20 protein-coding genes are annotated in these 22,436 nt (G+C 64.6%); 14 read left to right on the top strand and 6 right to left on the bottom strand.

Annotation, left to right across the window (positions count from 1 at the left end; translation table 11 throughout):
• Positions 1-69: 69 nt before the first annotated feature.
• A complete protein-coding gene (xthA, locus tag QN085_RS14630) occupies positions 70-882 on the top strand; it encodes an exodeoxyribonuclease III (protein ID WP_013972920.1) in 813 nt (270 codons plus the stop codon).
• 99 nt (positions 883-981) lie between these two features.
• Here the strand turns inward: xthA and QN085_RS14635 are convergent, their stop codons facing one another.
• The gene (locus QN085_RS14635; RefSeq protein WP_015270640.1) at positions 982-1,665 is read right to left on the bottom strand and encodes a TetR/AcrR family transcriptional regulator; all 684 of its coding nucleotides are present in this window, start codon (positions 1,663-1,665) and stop codon (positions 982-984) included.
• A gap of 370 nt (positions 1,666-2,035) precedes the next feature.
• Between QN085_RS14635 and QN085_RS14640 the strand changes: the two genes are divergently transcribed.
• From QN085_RS14640 to QN085_RS14655, 4 genes are all read left to right on the top strand, one after another.
• Entirely contained in the window at positions 2,036-3,016 is a 981-nt protein-coding gene (locus QN085_RS14640) for an aliphatic sulfonate ABC transporter substrate-binding protein (RefSeq protein ID WP_031325705.1), read from the top strand.
• 16 nt (positions 3,017-3,032) lie between these two features.
• A complete protein-coding gene (locus QN085_RS14645) occupies positions 3,033-4,424 on the top strand; it encodes an LLM class flavin-dependent oxidoreductase (RefSeq protein ID WP_196184181.1) in 1,392 nt (463 codons plus the stop codon).
• A 106-nt stretch (positions 4,425-4,530) separates the two neighbouring features.
• On the top strand, positions 4,531-5,367 hold the full coding sequence (locus QN085_RS14650; protein WP_013972924.1) for a bifunctional allantoicase/(S)-ureidoglycine aminohydrolase: 837 nt from the start codon (positions 4,531-4,533) through the stop codon (positions 5,365-5,367).
• Positions 5,368-5,527: 160 nt separating this feature from the next.
• Entirely contained in the window at positions 5,528-6,136 is a 609-nt protein-coding gene (locus tag QN085_RS14655) for an START domain-containing protein (RefSeq protein ID WP_023662665.1), read from the top strand.
• Between the two features lie 24 nt (positions 6,137-6,160).
• Here the strand turns inward: QN085_RS14655 and QN085_RS14660 are convergent, their stop codons facing one another.
• Positions 6,161-7,042: a LysR substrate-binding domain-containing protein gene (locus QN085_RS14660; protein WP_015270644.1), complete on the bottom strand. Its 882-nt coding sequence runs from the start codon at positions 7,040-7,042 to the stop codon at positions 6,161-6,163.
• A gap of 70 nt (positions 7,043-7,112) precedes the next feature.
• Entirely contained in the window at positions 7,113-8,903 is a 1,791-nt protein-coding gene (ggt, locus tag QN085_RS14665; RefSeq protein ID WP_041505893.1) for a gamma-glutamyltransferase, read from the bottom strand.
• 118 nt (positions 8,904-9,021) lie between these two features.
• On the opposite strand from ggt, the gene QN085_RS14670 reads away from it, so the two are divergent.
• Entirely contained in the window at positions 9,022-9,672 is a 651-nt protein-coding gene (locus QN085_RS14670) for an ankyrin repeat domain-containing protein (RefSeq protein ID WP_031324524.1), read from the top strand.
• A 217-nt stretch (positions 9,673-9,889) separates the two neighbouring features.
• On the opposite strand, the gene pobA is transcribed toward QN085_RS14670, so the two are convergent.
• On the bottom strand, positions 9,890-11,077 hold the full coding sequence (pobA, locus tag QN085_RS14675) for a 4-hydroxybenzoate 3-monooxygenase (protein ID WP_024087256.1): 1,188 nt from the start codon (positions 11,075-11,077) through the stop codon (positions 9,890-9,892).
• A gap of 172 nt (positions 11,078-11,249) precedes the next feature.
• Between pobA and QN085_RS14680 the strand changes: the two genes are divergently transcribed.
• The 3 genes from QN085_RS14680 to QN085_RS14690 all read left to right on the top strand — a co-directional run bounded on the left by QN085_RS14680 (position 11,250) and on the right by QN085_RS14690 (position 13,645).
• Complete coding sequence (locus QN085_RS14680; RefSeq protein WP_023661265.1) at positions 11,250-12,128, top strand: helix-turn-helix domain-containing protein; 879 nt, start codon at positions 11,250-11,252, stop codon at positions 12,126-12,128.
• A gap of 199 nt (positions 12,129-12,327) precedes the next feature.
• Positions 12,328-12,726: a MerR family transcriptional regulator gene (locus QN085_RS14685; RefSeq protein WP_013972930.1), complete on the top strand. Its 399-nt coding sequence runs from the start codon at positions 12,328-12,330 to the stop codon at positions 12,724-12,726.
• Positions 12,727-12,745: 19 nt separating this feature from the next.
• The gene (locus QN085_RS14690; RefSeq protein WP_015270649.1) at positions 12,746-13,645 is read left to right on the top strand and encodes a hydroxymethylglutaryl-CoA lyase; all 900 of its coding nucleotides are present in this window, start codon (positions 12,746-12,748) and stop codon (positions 13,643-13,645) included.
• Positions 13,646-14,176: 531 nt separating this feature from the next.
• Here QN085_RS14690 and QN085_RS14695 read toward each other — a convergent pair.
• A complete protein-coding gene (locus tag QN085_RS14695) occupies positions 14,177-14,695 on the bottom strand; it encodes an MgtC/SapB family protein (protein WP_013972932.1) in 519 nt (172 codons plus the stop codon).
• A 250-nt stretch (positions 14,696-14,945) separates the two neighbouring features.
• Between QN085_RS14695 and QN085_RS14700 the strand changes: the two genes are divergently transcribed.
• The 5 genes from QN085_RS14700 (at position 14,946) to QN085_RS14720 (ending at position 21,641) form a co-directional block, all read left to right on the top strand.
• Complete coding sequence (locus tag QN085_RS14700; protein ID WP_013972933.1) at positions 14,946-15,185, top strand: DUF3203 family protein; 240 nt, start codon at positions 14,946-14,948, stop codon at positions 15,183-15,185.
• A gap of 121 nt (positions 15,186-15,306) precedes the next feature.
• Positions 15,307-16,710, top strand: coding sequence for a cytochrome c oxidase accessory protein CcoG (ccoG, locus tag QN085_RS14705; RefSeq protein ID WP_023661509.1), 1,404 nt, complete (start codon positions 15,307-15,309; stop codon positions 16,708-16,710).
• A 50-nt stretch (positions 16,711-16,760) separates the two neighbouring features.
• On the top strand, positions 16,761-18,170 hold the full coding sequence (mapR, locus tag QN085_RS14710) for a GntR family transcriptional regulator MpaR (RefSeq protein ID WP_013972935.1): 1,410 nt from the start codon (positions 16,761-16,763) through the stop codon (positions 18,168-18,170).
• Positions 18,171-18,227: 57 nt separating this feature from the next.
• Entirely contained in the window at positions 18,228-19,883 is a 1,656-nt protein-coding gene (locus tag QN085_RS14715) for a PAS domain-containing hybrid sensor histidine kinase/response regulator family protein (RefSeq protein WP_031324575.1), read from the top strand.
• A gap of 63 nt (positions 19,884-19,946) precedes the next feature.
• The gene (locus tag QN085_RS14720; protein ID WP_023661511.1) at positions 19,947-21,641 is read left to right on the top strand and encodes a response regulator; all 1,695 of its coding nucleotides are present in this window, start codon (positions 19,947-19,949) and stop codon (positions 21,639-21,641) included.
• Between the two features lie 9 nt (positions 21,642-21,650).
• On the opposite strand, the gene QN085_RS14725 is transcribed toward QN085_RS14720, so the two are convergent.
• A complete protein-coding gene (locus QN085_RS14725; protein ID WP_024087260.1) occupies positions 21,651-22,397 on the bottom strand; it encodes an SDR family oxidoreductase in 747 nt (248 codons plus the stop codon).
• Between the last annotated feature and the right edge of the window lie 39 nt (positions 22,398-22,436).

Here is a 22,436-nt window from a genome sequence, read left to right on the forward strand (position 1 = left end):
GAAGCCGCCATGCTGGTGATGGCAAGCGATGTCGGCTAGCATCGCGCCTTTTACCGGGATCATGTTTCCATGAAGATCGTCTGTTTCAACATCAACGGCCTGCGGGCCCGCCCGCACCAGCTGGCGGCGCTGATCGAAAAGCACCAGCCGGACGTGATCGGCCTGCAGGAAACCAAGGTCAGCGACGATCAGTTCCCGCTGGCCGACGTGCAGGCGCTGGGCTACCACGTACATTACCACGGCCAGAAAGGCCACTATGGCGTGGCCCTGCTGTCCCGCCAGGCACCGCTGAGCCTGCACAAGGGTTTTGCCAGCGATGAGGAAGACGCTCAGCGCCGCTTCATCTGGGGCACCTTCGCCGATGCCGATGGCAACCCGATCACCATCATGAACGGCTATTTCCCTCAGGGTGAAAGCCGCGACCACCCCACCAAGTTCCCGGCCAAGCAGCGCTTCTACAGCGACCTGCAGGCGCTGCTGGAGGGCCAGTTCCGCAACGACCAGCCACTGCTGGTGATGGGCGACATGAATATCTCGCCGCAGGACTGCGACATCGGCATCGGCCCGGACAATGCCAAGCGCTGGCTCAAGACTGGCAAGTGCAGTTTCCTGCCGGAAGAGCGCGAGTGGATGGAACGCTTGAAGGGCTGGGGCCTGGTGGACAGTTTCCGCCACCTTTACCCGGAAGTGGCCGACCGCTTCAGCTGGTTCGACTACCGCAGCCGCGGTTTCGAGGACGAGCCCAAGCGCGGCCTGCGCATCGACCTGATCATGGCCTCCCAGCACCTGGTGCCGCGGATCAAGGATGCAGGTGTGGACTACGAACTGCGCGGGATGGAAAAGCCGTCGGACCATGCGCCGATCTGGCTGGAATTGAGCTGATCGCCGGGGGCTGCTACGCGGCCCATCGCCGGCAAGCCAGTTCTTGCACCCGTGGGCTGGCTTGCCGGCAAAGGAGCCGGCCCAGCCACTGGAGAATTTTCAGGGGCGGTGCTCGGTCTGGATATACCGCAACACAGCATCACAGATCATGGCCTTGTGACGCAGCTTGACCTGCTCATCGGACAGGTCGATCTGGAAGATCTCGCCAAAGGTGTGGCGGTTCGAAACCCGGTAGAAGCAGAACGAGCTCATCAGCATGTGCAGGTCGATGACCTCGATGCCGGTGCGGAACACACCTTCCTGCACCCCACGGCGCAAGGTATTGCCCAGAGCCTCGAGCACCAGGCTGCTCATTTCGCGAATCGCCGGCGACTGCTTGACGTACTCGCCATAGTGGATGTTTTCGGTGCAGATGATCCGCACGAAATCGACGTTGCGGTCGTGGTGATCGAAGGTGAACTCCACCAGCCGGCGGATCGCCTGCTCGGCCGGCAGCGACTCAAGGTCCAGGCTTTGTTCGGTCTTGCGGATGTCGCCGTACAGCTTGATCAGGCACTCGCAGTACAGCTGCTCCTTGCTGCCGAAGTAGTAGTAGATCATGCGCTTGGAGGTGGCGGTGCGCTCGGCGATGGCGTCGACGCGGGCACCAGCCAGCCCTTGCTGGACAAACTCGTTGATTGCGGCCTGAAGGATGTCCTCGCGGGTTTTCTCGGGGTTGTTCTTGCGCGTCTTGCGCCCCCCTTCGGTTTCAGGCTGGCCGAGGCTGACTACGGAATCACTCATACCCACTCACAGGCTGTTTATTGGAATGAGGGGGATTATCCGCGAGCGCGGCCATGCAGGGAAGCGCGCTGTTGGTCGGGTAGCCACCACCCCACGGCTGCTGCCTACCCGCAAACGCTGCCTGCCCTGGCCAAGGGCCACGCTGGTCGCAGAACAGGCACCTCGGAGTGCGAAGGCCCTGCACGCTCTCGTCATCGAATGGCCTGCCGGGAGCCTGGCAAGTGAATGTGAAATTGACCAGACGTAACAAAACAAAAGGATATAAAAATAACAAAAAAATCTAACAAAAAGAGATATAAAAATTGAATGCCAAACGCCACCTCCCTAGTCTGGGCGCATCGCTTCCCTCCCCGTTCAAGGAGCAATGCCCATGCCCGCCCGTGCTTTTTCCCCCCTGCGCCGCCTGTTGATCGGCGGCTTGCTGGCCAGTGTCGCCAGTACCCTGTTGCCCTGGTCCCAAGCCCTTGCCGACGAGGCCAGGACCCTGCGCATCGGTTACCAGAAGTTCAACAGCATCAACATCCTCAAGGGCAGCGGTGCCCTGGAGAAGGCCCTGGCGCCGCAAGGCGTGAAAGTCAGCTGGCACGAGTTCGCCGCCGGCCCGCAGTTGCTCGAAGCCTTGAGCACCGGCGCCATCGACCTCGGCCATGCCGCCGACGCACCCTCGGTGTTCGCCCAGGCCGCAGGCAAGCCGGTGGTGTACCTGGCCGCCGAGCAGCCCTACCCACGTGGCATCGGCCTGGTGGTACGTGAGCAGGACCACCTGGCCAGCGTGCAAGACCTCAAGGGCAAGCGCGTGGCCACCGGCCGCGGCTGGAACGCCCAGTACCTGCTGGCCGTTGCCCTGGAACAGGCCGGCCTCAGTTACCAGGACATCACCCCGGCCTACGTCAACAACGCCGCCGATGCCGTGGCTGCCCTGCAATCGGGCAGCGTACAGGCCGTGACCCTGTGGGACCCGTTCCTCGCCGCGGCAGAAAGCCAGCCGGGCCTGAAGAACCTGCGCGACGGCAGCGGCCTGTCCAACAACCGCACCTTCTACCTGTCCACCGCCAGCTTCGCCGACCAGCATCGCGCCTTGCTGAAGACCTTTTTCGCCGAGCTGGGCAAGGTCAGCCAATGGGCCAACGCCAAGCCTGAGGAAGTCGCCGCACTGCTGGCCCCGCAACTCGGGATCAACGCCAACGTGCTGCAAGCGGCCAGCGAGCGGCGCAACTACAATGCCGTGGCCATCACCCCAGAGATCGTTGCCGAGCAACAAAAGCTGGCCGACACCTTCCAGGGCCTGGGCCTGATTCCACGCAAGCTGCAGGTGGCCGACGCGGTCTACCCGGCTTCCGTATTGCCTTGAGCGGAGCGCGCCCACCATGCCCCGCCCGATTCGCTTCAACGCCTTCAGCATGAATGCCGCCAGCCACCAGTCCCCCGGCCTGTGGCGCCACCCGCGCAACACCAGCGTGGCCTTCAACCGCCTGGGCTACTGGACCGACCTGGCCCGCCTGCTCGAACGCGGCTTGTTCGATGCCCTGTTCATCGCCGATGTGCTGGGCATCTACGACGTCTACCAGGGCGGCCCCGAAGCCGCCCTGCGCGGTGGCGTGCAGGTGCCGGTCAACGACCCGCTGCTGCTGGTGCCGGCCATGGCCGGGGTTACCGAGCACCTGGGCTTCGGCGTCACCTTCTCGCTCACCTACGAACACCCCTACCCGTTCGCCCGGCGCATGTCGACGCTCGACCACCTGAGCAGTGGCCGGGTCGGCTGGAACATCGTCACCGGCTACCTCGACAGCGCCGCGCGTAACCTGGGCCTGGCGCGCCAGTTGGGCCACGACCAGCGCTATGACCTGGCCGAGGAATACCTGCAGGTGCTGTACAAGCTATGGGAGAAAAGCTGGGACGACGATGCGGTGCTGCTGGAGCGTGACAGCGGGCGCTATATCGAACCCGCCCGGGTGCACCCCATCAACCATGTGGGCGAGCACTTCCAGGTGCCAGGCATGCACCTGTGCCAACCTTCGCCGCAACGCACGCCGGTGCTGTTCCAGGCCGGTGCTTCGGCACGCGGCCAGCAGTTCGCGGCGCGGCACGCCGAATGCGTGTTCATCAGCGGGCCGACGCCCACGGTACTGCGCCGCTACGCCGACGGTATCCGCCAGGCCAGCGAGGTGGCCGGGCGTGGCCGGGACGAGGTGCTGATCTACGCCCAGGCGCTGTTGATCGTCGCCCCCACACGGGAGGAGGCCGAAGCGCGCTTCGCCGAATACCGCCGTTATGTCGACCTGGACGCCGCCTTGGCACTGTTGTCAGGCTGGACCGGCATCGACTTTGCCGGCCTCGACCCCGATGCGCCCATCGAATACGTCGAGAACGATGCCGGCCGCGCAGCCCTGGCCGCCTTCACCGCCGCCGACCCGAACCGCCGCTGGACCGTGCGCGAGGCTGCCGAGTTCGTCGGCCTGGGCGGCCGTGGCCCGGTGCTGGTGGGGGCTGCCAGCGAGGTGGCCGACCAGCTGGAAAGCTGGCTGGACCAGACCGGCATCGATGGCTTCAACTTGACCTACGCAGTGCAACCAGACGACCTGGCAAATGTGGTCGAGCTGCTGGTGCCGGAGTTGCAACGCCGTGGCCGCTACCCGCTGAGCTATGCCGAAGGCACCTTGCGCCACAAGCTGTTCGGCCAGGGCGACCGCTTGCCGGAAGGGCACGCTGGCCGGCAGGTTCGCATTCAGCCGGCAAATACCGGGTATTCCAACATTTAATTTGTGGATGGCACGCACTCGACCCTATTCTGTCGCCACATCCCCTGCGCCGCACCGGCCGGTGCGGTTCACGGCATGGGGAGAGAACAACAAGTCGAGATCGTCCATGTCGAACCATTCGTACTTCGCCCCCCACGGTGGGCACCCGGCTCAGACCGAGCTGCTGACTGACCGTGCCATGTTCACCGAAGCCTATGCCGTCATTCCCAAGGGCGTGATGCGTGACATCGTCACCAGCCACCTGCCGTTCTGGGACAAGATGCGCATGTGGGTCATCGCCCGCCCGCTGACCGGTTTTGCCGAAACCTTCTCCCAGTACATCGTCGAAGTGGCCCCGGAAGGCGGCAGCGAGCGCCCTGAGCTGGACCCGAACGCCGAAGCCGTGGTGTTCATCGTCGAAGGCGAACTGGACATCACCGTCGAAGGCAAGCACCACACCCTGGTACCGGGCGGCTACGCCTTCCTGGCCCCGGGCGCCGAGTGGAGCCTGCGCAACAACAGCAAGTCCAACGTCACCTTCCACTGGCTGCGCAAGCACTACCAGAAGGTCGAAGGCCTGGACGTTCCCGAGTCGTTCGTCACCCACCGTGACAACGCCACCGTCATCGAGATGCCGGGCACCGAAGGCCGCTGGGTCACCACCCGCTTCGTCGACATGGCCGACATGCGCCACGACATGCACGTGAACATCGTCACCTTCCAGCCGGGCGGCGTGATCCCGTTCGCCGAGACCCACGTGATGGAACACGGCCTGTACGTGCTGGAAGGCAAGGCGGTGTACCGCCTGAACCAGGACTGGGTCGAAGTGGAAGCCGGCGACTTCATGTGGCTGCGCGCCTTCTGCCCGCAAGCCTGCTACGCCGGTGGCCCAGGCAAGTTCAGCTACCTGCTGTACAAGGACGTGAACCGTCATGTGCACCTGACGCTCAACCCTAAGCGTTGATGCATTGGGGGCGCTCTGCGCCCCTTTCGCGACACAAGGCCGCTCCCACAAAAGTGCGGTGTACCCCGAACCCTGTGGCAGCGGCCTTGTGTCGCGAAAGGGCTGCAAGGCAGCCCCAGTAGCCGCATACTGAAAATCCTGCCCCCGTGCGGTACCAGCCATGAACCGCTGCCTGCTGCTCACCGCCCTGCTGTTCTGCACCCCCGCCCCAGCCGCCGATGACTGGAACCTGGCCTACGACCGCGAAGGCATCCGCGTTTACCTGAGCGCCGCCCCCGACTCGCCCTACCAGCAATTCCGTGGTGTCAGCACCATGAAAGCCAGCGTTCGCACGCTCACCGACCTGCAGGAGAACCTGCGGGTGGCCTGCAAGTGGCTGTACGCCTGCGCCGAGATGCGCTTGCTGGATGTGCAGGGCGAAAACACCTGGGTGTACCTGACCACCAACCTGCCGTGGCCGACGATGCCGCGGGACATCGTGCTGAAGGTCACCACCGAACGCCTGGACGACGGCACGCTGCTGCGCCACCTGAGCGCCGAGCCAGACAGGATCCCCAAGGTAGATGGGCTGATCCGTGTGCAGCAGCTCAACGGCGAGTGGCGGATGAAACCGCTGGGTGAGCGCAGGACCGAGGTGACTTACCAGCTGCAAGCCGACCCTGCCGGGGATGTGCCGGGGTGGCTGGCCAACCGGTTTGTGGTGGATGCGCCAGTGGTGACGTTGCGGACCCTGCGAGCGGTGGCCGAGCGCCAGCCTAGAGGGCATTGAAAACCTGCACCGGCCCCAACCCTGTCAGATCCCGCCACCCGCAAGCAATTGCGTCATCACCTCGGCCAGCGCCTTGACCATCACATCCGCCGTCGGCCGGTGGACGATGACGATTTCATAGCTGTCGACCTCAGGTAGCCCCTGCTCCGCACCGAGCACCCGATGCTCGCCGGTCGCCGCCCGTGGCGGCAGCAGGCTGATGCCCATGCCATCGGCGACTGCTGCCTGGATGCCGCTGAGGCTGGAGCTGGTGAAGCTGATGCGCCAACGCCGGCCCATGCCTTCGATGGCGGTAATCATGTCGTCGCGGTACAGGCCGCGGGGCGGGAAGGTCACCAGCGGGATCGGGTCCAGTTCGAAGGCGGGCGTGCGCGCGCTGTCGATCCACTGCAGGCGCTCGGGCCAGCAAGCCACACCTTCGCGGCTGTTGCGCCGCTGCTTGAGCAAGACCAGGTCGAGCTCACCGTTGTCGTAGGCCTGGCTGAGGTCGCGGCACAGGCCGCTGGTCACTTCCAGCTTCACCTGCGGGTGCAGCCGGCTGAACGCCGACAGCGCATTGGTGGTACGCCCGCCCACGAAGTCCTCGGGCACGCCAAGGCGCACGGTCATACCCACCATCGCCCCGGCCAAGGCTTCGAGCATCTGGTCGTTGAGGGCCAGCATGTGCCGGGCATAGCCGAGCAGGGTCTGCCCGGCGTCGGTCGGCAGCACGTCGCGATTGCCACGCACCAGCAGACGGTGGCCAACCATATCCTCCAGGCGGCGCACCTTCTGGCTGATGGTCGATTGGGTGGAGTGCAGGCGCGCAGCAGCCGTGGTGAAGCTGCCGCAATCGGCCACCACGACAATGGCACGCAACAGGTCGAGGTCGAACAGGGCCCTATTCGATTTCACGCTGATGGACATCTTGGTATTCAACTTTTGAATGGCAAGACTGACTTCTATCACGCCACCTGCTGCACCGCAACGCACACCGCTAGTCGCCGACTGCCACGCCTTCGCGCCGAGGGTCGGCACCACCCGACCAACCCTCGCCGCTGCGCTGGATGATCTGCATGCCACTGGTCATGATCATCGGCGTCACCTCATGCCCCCAGGCTGCCAACTGCCGGATCAGTGCCGGGCTGACCAAACCCGCCTCTACTTCGGTGCCGGCATTGCGGCTGCCGAAGTTGGGCAGGCCGGCGGCCTGCTGCGGGTCGAGCTGCCAATCCAGCAGGCCGATCAGCGCCTTGTTCACGTAGCCGATGATCTGCGAGCCGCCGGGCGAGCCCAGGCTGGCCACCAGCTCGCCGGAAGCTTGCGAGAACACCAGGGTCGGCGCCATGGCCGACAGCGGCCGCTTGCCCGGTTGCACCCGGTTGGCCACGGGCTTGCCTTGTTCCCGGGGGATGAACGAGAAGTCGGTCAGGTGGTTGTTGAGCAAGAAGCCCTTGACCATCAGGTGCGAGCCGAACGCTGCTTCCACCGAAGTGGTCATGGCCAGGGCCTGGCCGCGGTCATCCACCGCGCTGAGGTGCGAGGTGGAAATGCGCAACGGCGAGCGGTCAGGCGCCAGGGCCAGGTCGGCCCCCTGTGGCTGGCCCGGGCGGGCGCGTTTCATGCTGTACTCGCCGACCTGCGCCGCGCGGCTGGCCAGGTATGCGGAGTCGGTCAGGGCCTTGAGCGGCACCGGCACGTAATCGCTGTCGGCCAGGTACTGGGCGCGGTCGGCATAGGCCAGGCGCTCGGCCTCGGCAACCAGGTGCACGGCCAGCGGCGGCGCTTCCAGCCCGGCAACCGACGAAGTGCGCAGCGGCCGCATGGCGGCAAGGTCGCGCTGTGGCGAAGCCCGCTGCAGTGCCTCCAGGATGCCCAGGGTCTGCAGCACCGTCACCCCGCCCGACGATGGCGGTGGCATGCCACAGATGCGCCAGGCCTTGTAGGGACCACACAGCGGCTCGCGCACTTTGGCTTGGTACTGCTGCATATCCTGCAGCGACAGGTAGCCGGCATTGGCATGGCTGCGCACCTTGGCGACGATGGCTTCGGCGATCTCGCCGCTGTAGAACACCTCGGGGCCCTGCTCGGCAATCTGCTCGAAGGTTTGCGCAAGCTCGGGGTTGCGCAAGGTAGTCCCCACCGCCAGTGGCTTGCCCTGTTCATCCAGGAAGTAGCGGGCCATGGCGGGTGAGCGGGCAATGAACGGGTCGCCCGCCACCAGGGTGTGAAGGCGTTCGGAAACCGCGAAACCGTTGCGCGCCAGCGCAAGGGCCGGGGCGAACAGGTCGCGCCAGGGCAGCTTGCCGTGCTGCTCATGGGCTAGCTTCAGGGCACGCAGAACCCCTGGTACGCCCACCGAACGCCCGCCGATCTGCGCCGTCCTGAACGGCATCGGTGAACCATCGGCTTGCAGGAACAGGTTTTCCGTTACCGTCGCCGGGGCTGCCTCGCGGCCATCGAAGGCCTGCACGCGCTGGCCGTCCCAGTAGAGGATGAACGCCCCGCCGCCAATGCCGCTGGATTGCGGTTCGACCAGGGTCAGCACCATCTGCATGGCGATGGCCGCGTCGATGGCGCTGCCACCGGCACGCAGCATCGCCCGCCCCGCCTCGCTGGCCAGCGGGTTGGCGGCGGCGGCCATGTGCCGGCTGGCATGCACCGGCTGCAGGCCAGTGCGGTAGCCGGAGGCCAGTTCCGGTGGCGCGGGCAGCACCTGGTCGGCACAGGCCCAGCCACTGGCAGCTACCAGGCACAAGGCGCCCATCAGGGGGGTGGAGAATGTCATCGTTGTGCTTCCTGCCATTACCTATTCAGCAAGGCACTGTCTGTCATGCGCAAACTTAACTTCAAGCCCTGGCGTGTTTTTTCTAGGATGCGGGCAGGTCATCGAGGAGCCTGCCCCCATGCGTTCACTACTTGCTGCGATGCTGTTCGCCCTGTGCACCAGCCTTGCCGCCCACGCCGAGAGCACTGCCATGGACAACCGCCTGCACAACGCTGCCCGTCACGATGATGTGCGCACCCTGCAACAACTTCTGGCACAAGGTGCGCAGCTGGAGAGCCGTGACGATCAAGGGCGCACTGCCCTGCTGGTGGCTACCCATGGCAACCAGGTTGCGGCCGCGAAAGCGCTGATCGAAGCCGGTGCCTATGTGAATGCCAAGGACAACATCGACGACAGCCCGTACCTGTATGCCGGGGCGCGTGGCCTGAACGACATCCTGCGGCTGACCTTGAGCCACGGTGCCGACCTCAAGAGCACCAACCGGTATGGAGGCACTGCGCTGATACCCGCCGCCGAACGCGGGCATGTCGAGACCGTGCAGTTGCTGATCGATGCCGGGGTGGACGTGAACCATCTCAACCGCCTGCACTGGACTGCGCTGCTGGAGGCGGTGATCCTCGGTGACGGCGGGCCGCGGCATGTTGAGATCGTGCGCCGGCTACTGGCGGCCGGGGCGGATCGGCAGATTGCCGACAAGGACGGGGTGACCGCGCTGGAGCATGCGCGGCAGCGGGGGTATCGGGAGATGGAGGCGTTACTGGCTCGCTAGCCAATGCTGGCTTTCGAATGCTGGGGCTGCTTTGCAGCCCAATCGCGACGCAAGGCCGCTCCCACATGTAATCGCTTGCCTCACAGGCGCTGCTGTACCTGTGGGAGCGGCCTTGTGTCGCGAAAGGGCCGCAAAGCGGCCCCAGCAATTTTGCAGGAATGCGAAGACCCTGGGGGCGCTTCGCACCCCTTTCGCGACACAAGGCCGCTCCTACAGGTCAGGCCACTTCTTCGAACGGCAGCCCTACATAGTTCTCGGCAATGTTCACCAGCCCCGCCGGCGAGGTCAGGAAGTACTCGCGGTCGGCTTCCTGCATCTTCTGGTCCCAGGCGTCCTTGTGGCTGCCGAAGTCATGCAGCAGCTGGGTCATGAACCAGCTGAAGCGCTCGCCTTTCCACACTCGGCGCAGGGCCAGCGGCGAATACTGCTGCAACAGGTCGGTGCGCCCTTCGCGATACACCTTGACCAGGATCCGGTACAGGTAGTTGACATCCGATGCCGCCAGGTTCAGGCCCTTGGCGCCGGTCGGCGGGACGATATGTGCGGCGTCACCGACCAGGAACAGGTGGCCATACTGCATCGGCTCGACCACCAGGCTGCGCAGCGGCGCGATGCTCTTCTCCAGGGCCGGGCCGGTGACCAGGCGCGCAGCCACGTCTTCGGGCAAGCGTGCCTTCAGCTCCGCCCAGAAGCGCTCGTCGGGCCACGCCTCCACCTGCTCGTCCAGCGGCACCTGCAGGTAGTAGCGGCTACGGGTGTGCGAACGCTGGCTGCACAGCACGAAACCGCGTTCGTGGTGGGCGTAGATAAGTTCGTGGTTGACCGGTGGCGTGTCTGACAGCATGCCCAGCCAGCCAAACGGGTAGACCCGCTCGTACTGCTTGAGGATGCCCTCGGGGATGCTCTGCCGCGAGACACCGTGGAAGCCGTCACAACCGGCAATGTAGTCGCAGTCCACGCGGTGCATCTGGCCGTCTTTTTCGTAGGTCAGGTAGGGCTGTTCGCCCTTGAGTTCGTGCGGCTGGACATTGCTTGCCGAATAGATGATCGGCGCGCCGCTGGCTTCACGTGCTTGCATCAGGTCACGGGTGACTTCGGTCTGGCCGTATACCATCACCGTCTTGCCACCGGTCAGGGCCTTGAGGTCCAGGCGTTGGCGGCGCCCGCCGACCAGCAGTTCGACACCCTCGTGTACCAGGCCTTCACGGTCCATGCGCTCGGCCACACCGGCTTCACGCAGCAGGTCGACCGTGCCTTGCTCCAGCACCCCGGCACGGATGCGGCCAAGCACGTATTCGGGCGTCTGGCGTTCGACGATGACGGTATCGATACCGGCCTTGTGCAGCAGTTGGCCCAGCAGCAGGCCAGACGGACCTGCACCAATAATTGCGACCTGAGTTTTCATTGTTGTTGTCTCTGTGCGGACGATGCCGGCCCTGGACTGGCAGTGGGGCGGCATCTGCTGTTAGGGTTTGCCCTTGCATTTTTACTGGCAAAAACAGCCATTGAAGTGTGATATCCCATGCATAACCTGCACTTTTACAAAAAACGTTCGATTAACGGACAGGCCTGCCCGCATGAAATCCACCCTCCCCGGCGTCCCCTTGTTCAAGCTGTACGGCGAAAACCAGGCCTGGCCCGGCACCGACCTGCTGCACTGCGAGTCGATCCCGGCGCGTAGCCGTTTGCATCACTGGGAAATCAAGCCGCACCAGCACGCCGAGCTGTTCCAGTTGCTGTATGTGCAACGCGGCCGGGCCGAAGTGGAGATCGAGGGGGGGCGCAGCGCCATCAGCGAAGCGGCAATCCAGGTGGTACCGCCGATGACCGTGCACGGGTTTCGCTTCAGCGCCGATATCCAGGGGCATGTGCTGACCTTTGGCACGGCACTGGTGGCCAACCTGGAGCAGCGCCTGGGCGCGCCGCTGGCGGTACTGGCGAAGGCGGCGTGTTACCCGCTTGGCCGGGACCGGGTGCATCTGCGCAGCCTGATCGAGACCCTGCAGCAGGAGTACCAGGGCAACGCCCCGGCGCGGGCAGCCTTGCTCGAAGCACTGGTGACGGCGCTGATGGTGTGGATCAGCCGCCGCCAGCAGCTGGTACAGGCACCGCGCAACCGCGATGAACGTGACCGCCACTTGCTGGGGCAGTACCTGCGCCTGGTCGAGGCGCATTACCGTGAGCACCTGTCGGTGGAGGATTTTGCCGCGCGGTTGAATATTCCGAGTTTGCAGTTGAACCAGCTGTGCCGGGCACTGAGTGGGCAGACCGCGCTGCAGGTGGTGCACCAGCGCTTGCTGCTGGAGGCCCGGCGCAACCTGATCTATACGCGGATGAGCATCGGGCAGTTGTCGGATAGCCTGGGGTTTACCGACCCGACGTATTTTGCCCGGTGGTTCAAGCGGTTGACTGGGCAGACGCCGAATGGGTATCGCAGGTCGGGGTTGTCTGAGTAAATTTTTCGCCTGTTCTGGCCTCTTCGCGGGTGAACCCGCTCCCACAGGGACGGCGGTGCCCTCAAGGCCTGTGCAGTTCCTGTGGGAGCGGGTTTACCCGCGAAGAGGCCTGCACAGGCAACACACATCCCGCGCCCCTGCTTGACGTATACGTCAACCTGCCCTCAGGATACCCGCATACCCCACGCCGAGCCCCAGCATGAGCACCCAGACCTACAGCATTTCCGACCTGTCCCGCGAACTGGACATCACCACCCGCGCCATCCGCTTCTATGAGGAACAGGGCCTGCTGAGCCCCGAGCGCCGTGGCCTGGAGCGTATCTATTCGGCGCGTGACAAAGTCAGTTTGAAACTCATCCTGCGCGGCAAGCGCATCGGCTTTTCGCTGGCCGAATGCCGCGAGCTGATCGAGCTGTACGACCCCTCCAGCGGCAACCTCAAGCAGCTCAACAGCATGCTGGCGAAAATCGCCGAGCGCCGCGCCCAGCTGGAACAGCAGATGCTCGACATCCACCAGATGCAGCTGGAGCTGGACACCGCCCAGGAGCGCTGCGAACAAGCCCTGGCCGCCACCCTGAACAATAAAGACAACCGCTGAACGCCACAGGAAACCCGCCATGTCCTTGCCCAAACACGTCCGCCTGGTCGAAGTAGGCCCCCGCGACGGCCTGCAGAACGAAGCCCAGCCCATCAGCGTCGCCGACAAGGTGCGCCTGGTGGACGACCTCACCGAAGCGGGCCTGGCCTATATCGAAGTGGGCAGTTTCGTCTCGCCCAAGTGGGTGCCGCAAATGGCCGGCTCCGCCGAAGTGTTCGCCGGCATCCACCAGCGCCCGGGTGTCACCTATGCGGCACTTGCCCCCAACCTGCGCGGTTTCGAGGACGCCCTGGCCGCCGGCGTGAAGGAAGTGGCGGTGTTCGCCGCCGCCTCCGAAGCCTTCTCGCAACGCAACATCAATTGCTCGATCAGCGACAGCCTCAAGCGCTTCGAGCCGATCATGGAAGCCGCGCGCAACCACGGTGTGCGCGTGCGCGGCTATGTGTCGTGCGTGCTCGGCTGCCCCTATGAAGGCAAGGTCAGCGCCGAGCAGGTCGCCCCGGTGGCCCGTGCCCTGCACGACATGGGCTGCTACGAGGTATCGCTGGGTGACACCATCGGCACCGGTACCGCCGGCGAGACCCGGCGCCTGTTCGAGGTGGTCGCGGCACAGGTACCGCGCGAGCAACTGGCCGGGCACTTCCACGATACCTATGGCCAGGCCCTGGCCAACGTGTATGCCAGCCTGCTCGAAGGCATCAGCGTGTTCGACAGCTCGGTGGCCGGGCTGGGCGGCTGCCCCTATGCCAAAGGCGCTACCGGCAATATCGCCAGTGAAGACGTGGTGTACCTGCTGCAGGGGCTGGGCATTGAAACCGGCATCGACCTGGACCGACTGATCGCCGCCGGCCGCCGCATCAGCAGCGTGCTGGGCCGCGACAACGGGTCGCGGGTAGCACGGGCGCGCAGCGCGCAATAGGTCATACAGGTGTCACATTGGTGTGGGTGGAGTGTTACCGCCCCCACGTTTTGCAGCAAAAAATCGGGTAACAGGGAAACAAATCGGCAGAATTTCAGGCCGGTCGATTTCGACTGAAATCGCCAAGTGATTGATTTTAAAGGGTTTGCAAAAGTTGGCACGCACCCTGCTATATCTCTGGTACAACAACAAAAAAAATGTGACACCCAATAAAAACAACAGGTAACGGCTCTGACATAACAAGAACAACACGGCAGAGGCGTAGCAAGCAGATTTTTTTGGAGTCGACACGCTTTTCAGGGGTACGCCCCGCGGTCTGGCACAGAACAATAAAACTACCTCCAGGTAGCGGCAGCCAGTTCGGATCAGCAATGATGAAAGCAGGTCAGCGCTCAAAAAAATACGTTTGCTCTTGACCCCGCATGGGGGTCGCCCGCAACACCAGGACAGGCTGACAAAAACAAAAACAGGCCGGTCCCAATAATAAAAAAAGAGCAGGCAACAACGCTTTGAGGGGAGCTTCGGCTCCCCTCAGTGCTTCCTGCCCTCTTCCTCCTCCTGCTTTCCCTCATCCTGCCCTTCGAGCTTGTCCACCAGCAACGGCATCGTGCCCAGCACCAGCAGGGCCAGTATCGTGCTGATCAACGCCGTGGCTTCGCGGCCCATGCCGGCTGCCGTACCGATGGCGGCGGTCATCCACAACCCGGCGGCAGTGGTCAGGCCCTTCACATGGCTGGCGTCCTGGCCGTTACCCTTGAGAATGGTGCCCGCACCCAGAAAACCGATACCGGCGACAATGCCCTGGATCACCCGGCTCAGCGCTTGCTCGTCGGCCCCGGCCATGCTCGGTGCCAGCACGAACAGCGCGGCGCCCAGCGAAACCAGCATATGCGTACGCACCCCGGCGGCCTTGCCCTTGTGCTCGCGCTCGAAGCCCAGCACAGCGCCAAGCAGGGCTGCCATCAGCAGGCGTACGAGGATTTGCGTGACCTCGCGCTCGTCGGTGATATCGGCGAATTCGGCCTGGATTGCTTGCCAGATGAGGTCCATTGCTTTCTTCCCATGTGGAGCATTGTGTTGTCAGGCCCGGCCTCTTCGCGGGTAAACCCGCTCCCACAGGGTTTGCACAGGTTTCAATGCAATGCAGTACCTGTAGGAGCGGGTTTACCCGCGAAGAGGCCGAGCCTGCCATCTGCAAGGGTTGACCTCCGGGTAAATGACAAAGTGCCGCTCAGCTTCCGGATGCAGCAACCCGCCCCGCCCTGTGGTCCACCCCTGTAACCCCCAGGAGGACCACCCCATGCCCATTGAAATCGACGAAACCACCCGCCGCTGCACCCTGATCGCCGAAGACCTGCGCATCGAGGGTGATGGCCCGTCCATCGAAATCGTCACCGACGAACAGCTGCGCATGTCCGTGGCCCTGCTCGCCGGCCAGCGTGTGCCCATCACCGAAGCCGAGGCCGATGCACTGACCGTGGCGGGTGCGGTGGATAGCCGCAGGCATCTGAAGGCCAGCACGCCAGGCTCGGTAATCTGAGGCCTGGCGGGGCCCGCCGGGAAATCTGATACGGTTTTTATCGCAAAATCTGAGCCTGTGCTGATAACAGCCTCAGGGCCATAGTGCTCATGCCTGATCGAGGCCTGATGAGCACCGAGCCATGAACGATAGAATCCCTTTTACAGAGATCGCCACCGCCCCAGCCAGCCCCCAGCCACGCCGCGCCGACAATGGCATCCATACCCGCAGCTTCACCGGGCTGTACCGCAACCTGCGCATCGGCTTCGCCGGCGCCCTGTTCGTGCTGTTCTTCGGCACCGCCTGGCTGAACTGGAACGGCCGCCAGGCCGTGCTGTGGGACCTGGGCAACAGCAAATTCCACATCTTCGGCGCCACCTTCTGGCCGCAGGACTTCATCCTGCTGTCGGCGCTGCTGATCATCTGCGCCTTCGGCCTGTTCGCCATCACCGTGTATGCCGGCCGCGTGTGGTGCGGCTACAGCTGCCCGCAGAGCACCTGGACCTGGCTGTTCATGTGGTGCGAAAAGGTCACCGAGGGCGACCGCAACCAGCGCATCAAGCTGGCCGCCGCGCCCTGGAGCCTGAGCAAACTGGCCCGTCGCACGCTGAAGCACAGCCTGTGGCTGGCCATTGGCGTGCTCACCGGGCTGACCTTCGTCGGCTACTTCACCCCGATCCGCCCACTGGCCGCGGAACTGTTCACCTTGCAACTGGGCGGCGTGGCGCTGTTCTGGGTGCTGTTCTTTACCGCCGCCACCTACATCAATGCCGGCCTGCTGCGCGAAGCGGTGTGCCTGCACATGTGCCCTTATGCACGCTTCCAGAGCGTGATGTTCGACAAGGACACCCTGGCGGTCGCCTATGACCCGCGTCGCGGCGAAGCCCGTGGCCCGCGCAAGAAAGGCAGTGACCTCCGCGCCCAGGGCCTGGGCGACTGCATCGACTGCACCTTGTGCGTGCAGGTGTGCCCCACCGGCATCGATATCCGCGACGGCCTGCAAATGGCGTGCATCGGTTGTGCGGCGTGCATCGATGCCTGTGACGGGGTAATGGACAAGATGGGCTACGCCCGTGGCCTGATCGGCTACAAGTCCGAACGCAGCCTGCAAGGTGGCACCACCCATTGGCTTCGCCCGCGCCTGCTGGGCTACGCCGCCGCGCTTTGGGTGATGATCGCGGCACTGGTGGTGGCCTTGCAGCTGCGCCCGATGGTGTCGCTGGACGTGATCAAGGACCGCGGCCTGTTCCGCGAGAATGCCCAGGGCCAGATCGAGAACATCTACCTGCTCAAGGTCATCAACAAGACCGAAAGCACCCGGCACTATGAGCTGCGCCTGCTGGACGCCGACGGCTTCAGCCTGCAGGGCAAGACCTCCTTCGTGATCCCGGCCGGTGAAATGAGTGAACTGCCGGTGTCGGTGGCGATGCTCGCCGAGCGCCCGGCCAGCAGCTCGCAGACGCTGAGCTTCGAAATCAGCGAGCGCGACGACCCCGCCATCCGCAGCGTGGCCCACAGCCGCTTCGTCGCGCCGATGAACCGTTGATCCCTTACACTGATTCCACCTTGCCTGCCAGGCTTCGACAGAAGGCCAGAATGAAACGCTACGAACGCTTTGCCGACGACATCGCCGAACTGATCCGCTCCGGGGTGCTGGGCCCCGGCCAGCGCGTGCCCTCGGTGCGCTATGCCAGCCAGACCCACGGGGTCAGCCCGTCCACCGTGTTCCAGGCCTACTACCTGCTGGAGCGGCGCGGGCTGATCCGCGCCCGGCCGCGCTCGGGCTATTTCGTCAATGCCCACGCCCCGCGCCAGTTCAGCGAGCCGCAGGCATTGCAGCCGGTCAGCGAGTCCACCGATGTCGACGTCAGCGCGCTGGTGTTCTCGATCCTCGACTCGATCAAGGACCCCAACACCGTGCCGTTCGGCTCGGCCTTTCCCAGCCCCGAGCTGTTTCCGCTGCAACGCCTGTCGCGCTCGCTGGCCAGCGCCAGCCGCAGCATGGACCCGCGCATGGTGGTGACCGACCTGTCACCCGGCAACCCGCAGCTGCGCCGGCAGATTGCCCTGCGCTACATGGTTGGCGGGCTGATGCTGCCAATGGAGGAGTTGCTGATCACCAACGGCGCGCTGGAAGCCCTGAACCTGTGCCTGCAGGCCGTCACCCAGCCCGGTGACCTGGTGGCCATCGAAGCCCCCGCCTTCTATGCCTGCCTGCAGGTACTGGAGCGTCTCAAGCTAAAGGCCGTGGAAATTCCTGTGCACCCGCGCGAAGGCATGGATCTGGGCGTGCTGGCGCAAACGCTGGAGAAACACCCGGTCAAGGCCGTGTGGTGCATGACCAACTTCCAGAACCCGGTGGGCGCCAGCATGCCGGAGGCGAAAAAGCAGGCACTGGTGGAGCTGCTGGCGCGTCATCAGGTGCCATTGATCGAAGACGACGTGTACGCCGAACTGTACTACGCGCAACAGGCACCCAAACCGGCCAAGGCCTTCGACACCCAGGGGCTGGTGATGCACTGCGGCTCGTTCGCCAAGAGCCTGGCACCTGGCTACCGCATCGGCTGGGTGGCAGCCGGGCGCTTTGCACAGAAGATCGAGCGGCTCAAGCTGATGACCTCGCTGTGCGCCTCGATGCCGGCGCAGGCGGCCATCGCCGACTACCTGCAGCACGGCGGCTACGACCGCCACCTGCGCAAGCTGCGCTATGCCCTGGAAGGCCAGCAGGCCAACATGCTGGCGGCCATCGCCCGGCACTTTCCGGCGCAGACGCGGGTCAGCCAACCGTCCGGCGGCTACTTCCTGTGGCTGGAGCTGCCCGAACAGATGGACGCCCTCAAGCTGTTCCACATGGCCTTGGCCCAAGGCATCAGCATCGCCCCCGGGCCGATCTTCTCGCCCACCCGGCGCTTCGGCAACTGCATCCGCCTGAACTACGGCAGCCCCTGGCATGAGGATGCCGAACGGGCCATGGAAACCCTGGGGCGGATCATCCGCTCGTTCTGATGACTGGCGCCCCGGTGGGCGGCTATAGTTGCCCGATCCGCTCACCGGGCCCTCGCCATGCAAGCAGACTCGCTCCCGTCATTGGCACAACTGCAAGCGCGTGTCGCAGAACTGGAAGCTCGCCTGGCAGAGCGCGACGACACTGCACAGGCCCACATCCAGCTACTGGGCGAACTGCTCGACAACAGCCGGGCCAACGTGTTTGCCGCCGACAGCGAGATGCGCCTGGTCGCGATCAACCGCACGGCCCGGGAAACCTTCGAGCATTACCGGGGCTTCGTGCCGCAGATCGGCGATTACGTGCCACAAATTCTGCTCAACCACCCTGACATCATGGGCCGCCTGGCACCGGTGTGGCCACGCGTGCTGGCCGGCGAAGCCTTCATCGACACTATCTCACTCGGCCCCTCCGATGCCCCCCGCCATTACGAAATCCGCTATCACCCATTGCTCGATGCACAACAGCAAGTCCAGGGCGGGTACCTGTTCGCCTATGACATCACCGAGCGCATGGCCGAGCAGGAACGCCTGCGCCAGGCCGAAGAGGCCCTGCGCCAGTCGCAGAAAATGGAGGCGGTCGGCCAGTTGACCGGCGGCATCGCCCACGACTTCAACAACTTGCTGGGTAGCCTGCTTGGCGCGCTGGAGCTTGCAGAGCAGCGCCTGGGCGAGCAACGCCTTGCCGACACCGCCCGCATGCTCGGGCTCGGCCGCAGCAACGCAATGCGCGCCGCAGCCCTGGTGCAGCGGTTGCTGGCCTTTTCGCGCCAACAGACGCTGATGCCACAAGCGGTGGATGTGCACCGCCTGGTCGCCGACATGCATGACCTGATCCGCAGCTCGACCGGCCCGCACATTGACTTCCAGGACCGCACGCTGGCCGCGCAATGGTCGATCCGCATCGATCCGCAGCAGCTGGAGAACGCTCTGCTCAACCTGTGCATCAATGCCCGTGACGCCATGCCGCTGGGCGGCACCTTGCGCATCGGTTGTGAAAACGCCGATCTCGCAGCGGCCGAGGCCAAGCGCCTGGACCTGCCGACGGGGCACTATCTGCACATTCGTGTCGAGGACACCGGCGTGGGCATGCCCAGTGAGGTGCTGCAACACGCTTTCGAGCCCTTCTTCACCACCAAGCCGCTGGGCCAGGGCACTGGCTTGGGATTGTCCATGGCCTATGGTTTTGTTCGCCAGTCCGGGGGGCAGTTGCTGATCGACAGCGTCACCGGGCAAGGCACTTGCGTTCACCTGTACCTGCCCCGTGACCAGAGCGCTTGCGCAACCGGCCACGGCGAGCCAGCCACATCCGCCACCGCGACGTTGCAGCCGCGGATGCACCGGATCATGCTGGTGGCGGACCAACCGGCCCTGCGCCTGGTACTGGTCGAAGTGCTGACGGAACTGGGCTATCAGGTGCAGGCTTTCGAGAGTGGCCACCGGGCTCTGGAATCGTTGCAGAAAGGGCCGCCACCGGACCTGCTGATCACCGATGTCGGCCTGCCTGGGCGACTCGACGGTTACCAGCTTGCAGAGGCCTGCCAGGACCTTGTGGCGGATGCCCCGGTATTGCTGATTACCGGCTACGAGACTGCCGAAACGGTGCACTGTGCCCGGCCCGGCAGGCGCACCGAACTGCTGCACAAACCCCTCGACCTGAACACCCTCGGCGAACGGATCGAGCGCCTGTTGGGCATTGCGTCACACCCGCGTTGACTGGCTATTCGCCTGTTGCCGAACACGCTAAAGTCTGGGCTTCATCCACTGTCGGACGTCGGCATGCCCTCCCGCGACCTGCTTTCACTGCGCCAACAAGTCGAAGCCCTGCAGCAACAGAACGCGCTGCTGGAAGCCCGCCTGGCAAGCCATCAGCAACACGATCAGGACTTCTACCGCTCGCTCTTCGACACCATGGACGAAGGCTTCTGCATCATCGAGTTCTTCGACGGCCCGCACGGCCCACTGAGCGACTATGTGCATGTGCTGGCCAATGCGGCCTATGCCAAGCATGCCGGCATCCCCAACGTGGTCGGGCAGAAACTGCGCGAGATGGTGCCCGATGAGGCCGACGATTGGGTCGCCCGTTATGGCGCGGTGCTGCGCACGGGCGAGCCGCTGCATTTCGAGCAGGAACTGGTCGCCACCGGCCATGTGTTGTCGGTGACCACCTTCCGCGTAGAGCCTGCCGAAAAGCGCCAGGTGGCGGTACTGTTCAAGGACGTCACTGCACGCCGACGGGCAGAGCAGGCCCTGCAGCGCCTGAACGAGGAACTGGAACAACGGGTGAATGCGGCACTGGCAGAACAGGCCAAGGCCGAGGAAGCCCTGCGCCAGGCACAGAAGATGGAAGCGGTCGGCCAGCTCAGTGGCGGCATCGCCCACGACTTCAACAACCTGCTGGGCGGCATCCTCAGTGCCCAGGAGCTGATGCGCCAACGCCTGGAGCAATCCCGTTTCGACGCCCTGGAGCCATTGCTGAAGCTGTCCAGCGGCTCGGCGCAGCGGGCCTCTTCGCTGGTACACCGGCTGCTGGCATTTTCCCGTCAGCAGACCCTGCAGCCCTGCTCCACGCAGGTGGCCACGCTGGTGGGCGGCATGGAGGAGCTGCTGCGCCGCACCATCGGCCCCTCCATCACCCTGACCAGCCAATTCCCCTGCCAGCTATGGCCGACCTTCATCGACCCGCCGCAACTGGAAAGCGCCCTGCTCAACGTGTGCATCAATGCCCGCGATGCCATGCCTGCCGGCGGCGTGATCGATATCCTCGGTGACAACCTGCTGCTCGACGACCAGCAAGCCCGTGCACTGGAACTGCCAGCTGGCGAATACGTACGGCTGAGCATCAGCGACAACGGCAAGGGCATGTCGGCGGAGGTGGCCGAGCGCGCCGTCGACCCGTTCTTCACCACCAAGCCCATGGGCCAGGGCACTGGGCTGGGCTTGTCGATGACTTATGGTTTCGTGCGCCAGTCGGGCGGGCAGCTACGGGTGTTGTCGACACCTGGCGAAGGCACCCGCATCGAGCTGCTGCTTCCCCGCCACCACCAGCACCCCGAAGCCCCGGCACCCAGGCCACTGCACACACTGCTGGAAAAAAGCAGCGGCGCCACGCAGCGTATCCTGCTGGTCGAAGACCAGGCCGCCTTGCGCGTGGTCGTCTGCGAGGTGCTGGAAGAACTGGGTTATCGGGTCGATGCATTCGAGAACGGCCCGGCTGCCCTAGCCCATCTGCAAGCTGGCGAGCGGCCAGACCTGCTGTTGAGCGATATCGGCCTACCCGGCGGCCTGAATGGCCGCCAGTTGGCTGAACGTTGCCGCGAGCGCCACCCCGACCTCAGGGTGCTGTTCATCACTGGCTACGACGAAAGCGCGGCGCTCAGTGACGGCCAGTTGCTGCAAGGCACTGAGGTGCTGACCAAGCCGTTCGAGCTGGCAGTGCTGGCCGAACGGGTACGCACGCTGCTGGAGGATTGACCGGCGCGTTCAGCGCCCGCCGCCCAGGTCGATGAAGCTGCCGGTGGAGTACGAGGCTTTGTCCGAGAGCAGCCAGAGGATGGCCTCGGCCACTTCCTCGGGGCGCCCGCCGCGGCCCATGGGCAAGCCGGGCTCGAGCTTGCTGACCCGGTCGGGGTCGCCCGACAGCGCGTGGAACCCGGTATGGATGTAGCCTGGCCGCACACCATTTACCCGCACGCCCTCGCCTGCCACTTCCTTTGCCAGGCCAATGGTGAAGGTGTCGAGGGCGCCCTTGGAAGCGGCATAATCCACGTATTCGTTGGGCGAGCCCAGGCGGGCGGCCACCGACGACACGTTGACGATGGCCCCGCCCGGCCCGCCGTGCCGGCGTGCCATGCGCTTCAGTGCGTGCTTGGCGCAGAGCATGGGGCCGACAACGTTGGTCTTCATGACCTTGAGCAGGCGGAACTCGGACATGTCCTCGACCCGGCTTTGCTGGCCGATGGTGCCTGCGTTGTTGACCAGCGCGGTGACCGGGCCGAGTTCTTCGTCAACGCGCTGGAACAGCTGGATGACCTCATCCTCGACACTGGCATCGGCGCGCACGGTGATGGCCTTGGCGCCCAGGGCTCGGACCTGGCCGAGGATGTCCTCGGCGGCCTGGTCGTCGGCGTGGTAGTTGATGCAGATGCGGTAGCCCTGACGGGCGGCCAGCAGCGCCGTGGCGGCGCCGATGCCGCGGCTGGCACCGGTGATGACTATGACTTGCTCCATGGGTCTGCCAATCGTTTGGAAAGGGAGCATCGACAATAG

The sequence above is a fragment of the Pseudomonas sp. M2(2023) genome, from assembly GCF_030263955.1.
GTDB lineage: Bacteria > Pseudomonadota > Gammaproteobacteria > Pseudomonadales > Pseudomonadaceae > Aquipseudomonas > Aquipseudomonas asiatica.

Coding starts and splice junctions, on each gene's coding strand:
- mapR (WP_013972935.1), top strand. CDS start 16,761: ATGAAACGCTACGAACGCTTTGCCGACGACATCGCCGAACTGATCCGC.
- QN085_RS14690 (WP_015270649.1), top strand. CDS start 12,746: ATGTCCTTGCCCAAACACGTCCGCCTGGTCGAAGTAGGCCCCCGCGAC.
- QN085_RS14700 (WP_013972933.1), top strand. CDS start 14,946: ATGCCCATTGAAATCGACGAAACCACCCGCCGCTGCACCCTGATCGCC.
- QN085_RS14670 (WP_031324524.1), top strand. CDS start 9,022: ATGCGTTCACTACTTGCTGCGATGCTGTTCGCCCTGTGCACCAGCCTT.
- QN085_RS14660 (WP_015270644.1), bottom strand. CDS start 7,042: ATGTCCATCAGCGTGAAATCGAATAGGGCCCTGTTCGACCTCGACCTG.
- pobA (WP_024087256.1), bottom strand. CDS start 11,077: ATGAAAACTCAGGTCGCAATTATTGGTGCAGGTCCGTCTGGCCTGCTG.
- QN085_RS14650 (WP_013972924.1), top strand. CDS start 4,531: ATGTCGAACCATTCGTACTTCGCCCCCCACGGTGGGCACCCGGCTCAG.
- QN085_RS14715 (WP_031324575.1), top strand. CDS start 18,228: ATGCAAGCAGACTCGCTCCCGTCATTGGCACAACTGCAAGCGCGTGTC.
- xthA (WP_013972920.1), top strand. CDS start 70: ATGAAGATCGTCTGTTTCAACATCAACGGCCTGCGGGCCCGCCCGCAC.
- QN085_RS14680 (WP_023661265.1), top strand. CDS start 11,250: ATGAAATCCACCCTCCCCGGCGTCCCCTTGTTCAAGCTGTACGGCGAA.
- ccoG (WP_023661509.1), top strand. CDS start 15,307: ATGAACGATAGAATCCCTTTTACAGAGATCGCCACCGCCCCAGCCAGC.
- QN085_RS14685 (WP_013972930.1), top strand. CDS start 12,328: ATGAGCACCCAGACCTACAGCATTTCCGACCTGTCCCGCGAACTGGAC.
- QN085_RS14635 (WP_015270640.1), bottom strand. CDS start 1,665: ATGAGTGATTCCGTAGTCAGCCTCGGCCAGCCTGAAACCGAAGGGGGG.
- QN085_RS14640 (WP_031325705.1), top strand. CDS start 2,036: ATGCCCGCCCGTGCTTTTTCCCCCCTGCGCCGCCTGTTGATCGGCGGC.
- QN085_RS14645 (WP_196184181.1), top strand. CDS start 3,033: ATGCCCCGCCCGATTCGCTTCAACGCCTTCAGCATGAATGCCGCCAGC.
- QN085_RS14725 (WP_024087260.1), bottom strand. CDS start 22,397: ATGGAGCAAGTCATAGTCATCACCGGTGCCAGCCGCGGCATCGGCGCC.
- QN085_RS14655 (WP_023662665.1), top strand. CDS start 5,528: ATGAACCGCTGCCTGCTGCTCACCGCCCTGCTGTTCTGCACCCCCGCC.
- ggt (WP_041505893.1), bottom strand. CDS start 8,903: ATGACATTCTCCACCCCCCTGATGGGCGCCTTGTGCCTGGTAGCTGCC.
- QN085_RS14720 (WP_023661511.1), top strand. CDS start 19,947: ATGCCCTCCCGCGACCTGCTTTCACTGCGCCAACAAGTCGAAGCCCTG.
- QN085_RS14695 (WP_013972932.1), bottom strand. CDS start 14,695: ATGGACCTCATCTGGCAAGCAATCCAGGCCGAATTCGCCGATATCACC.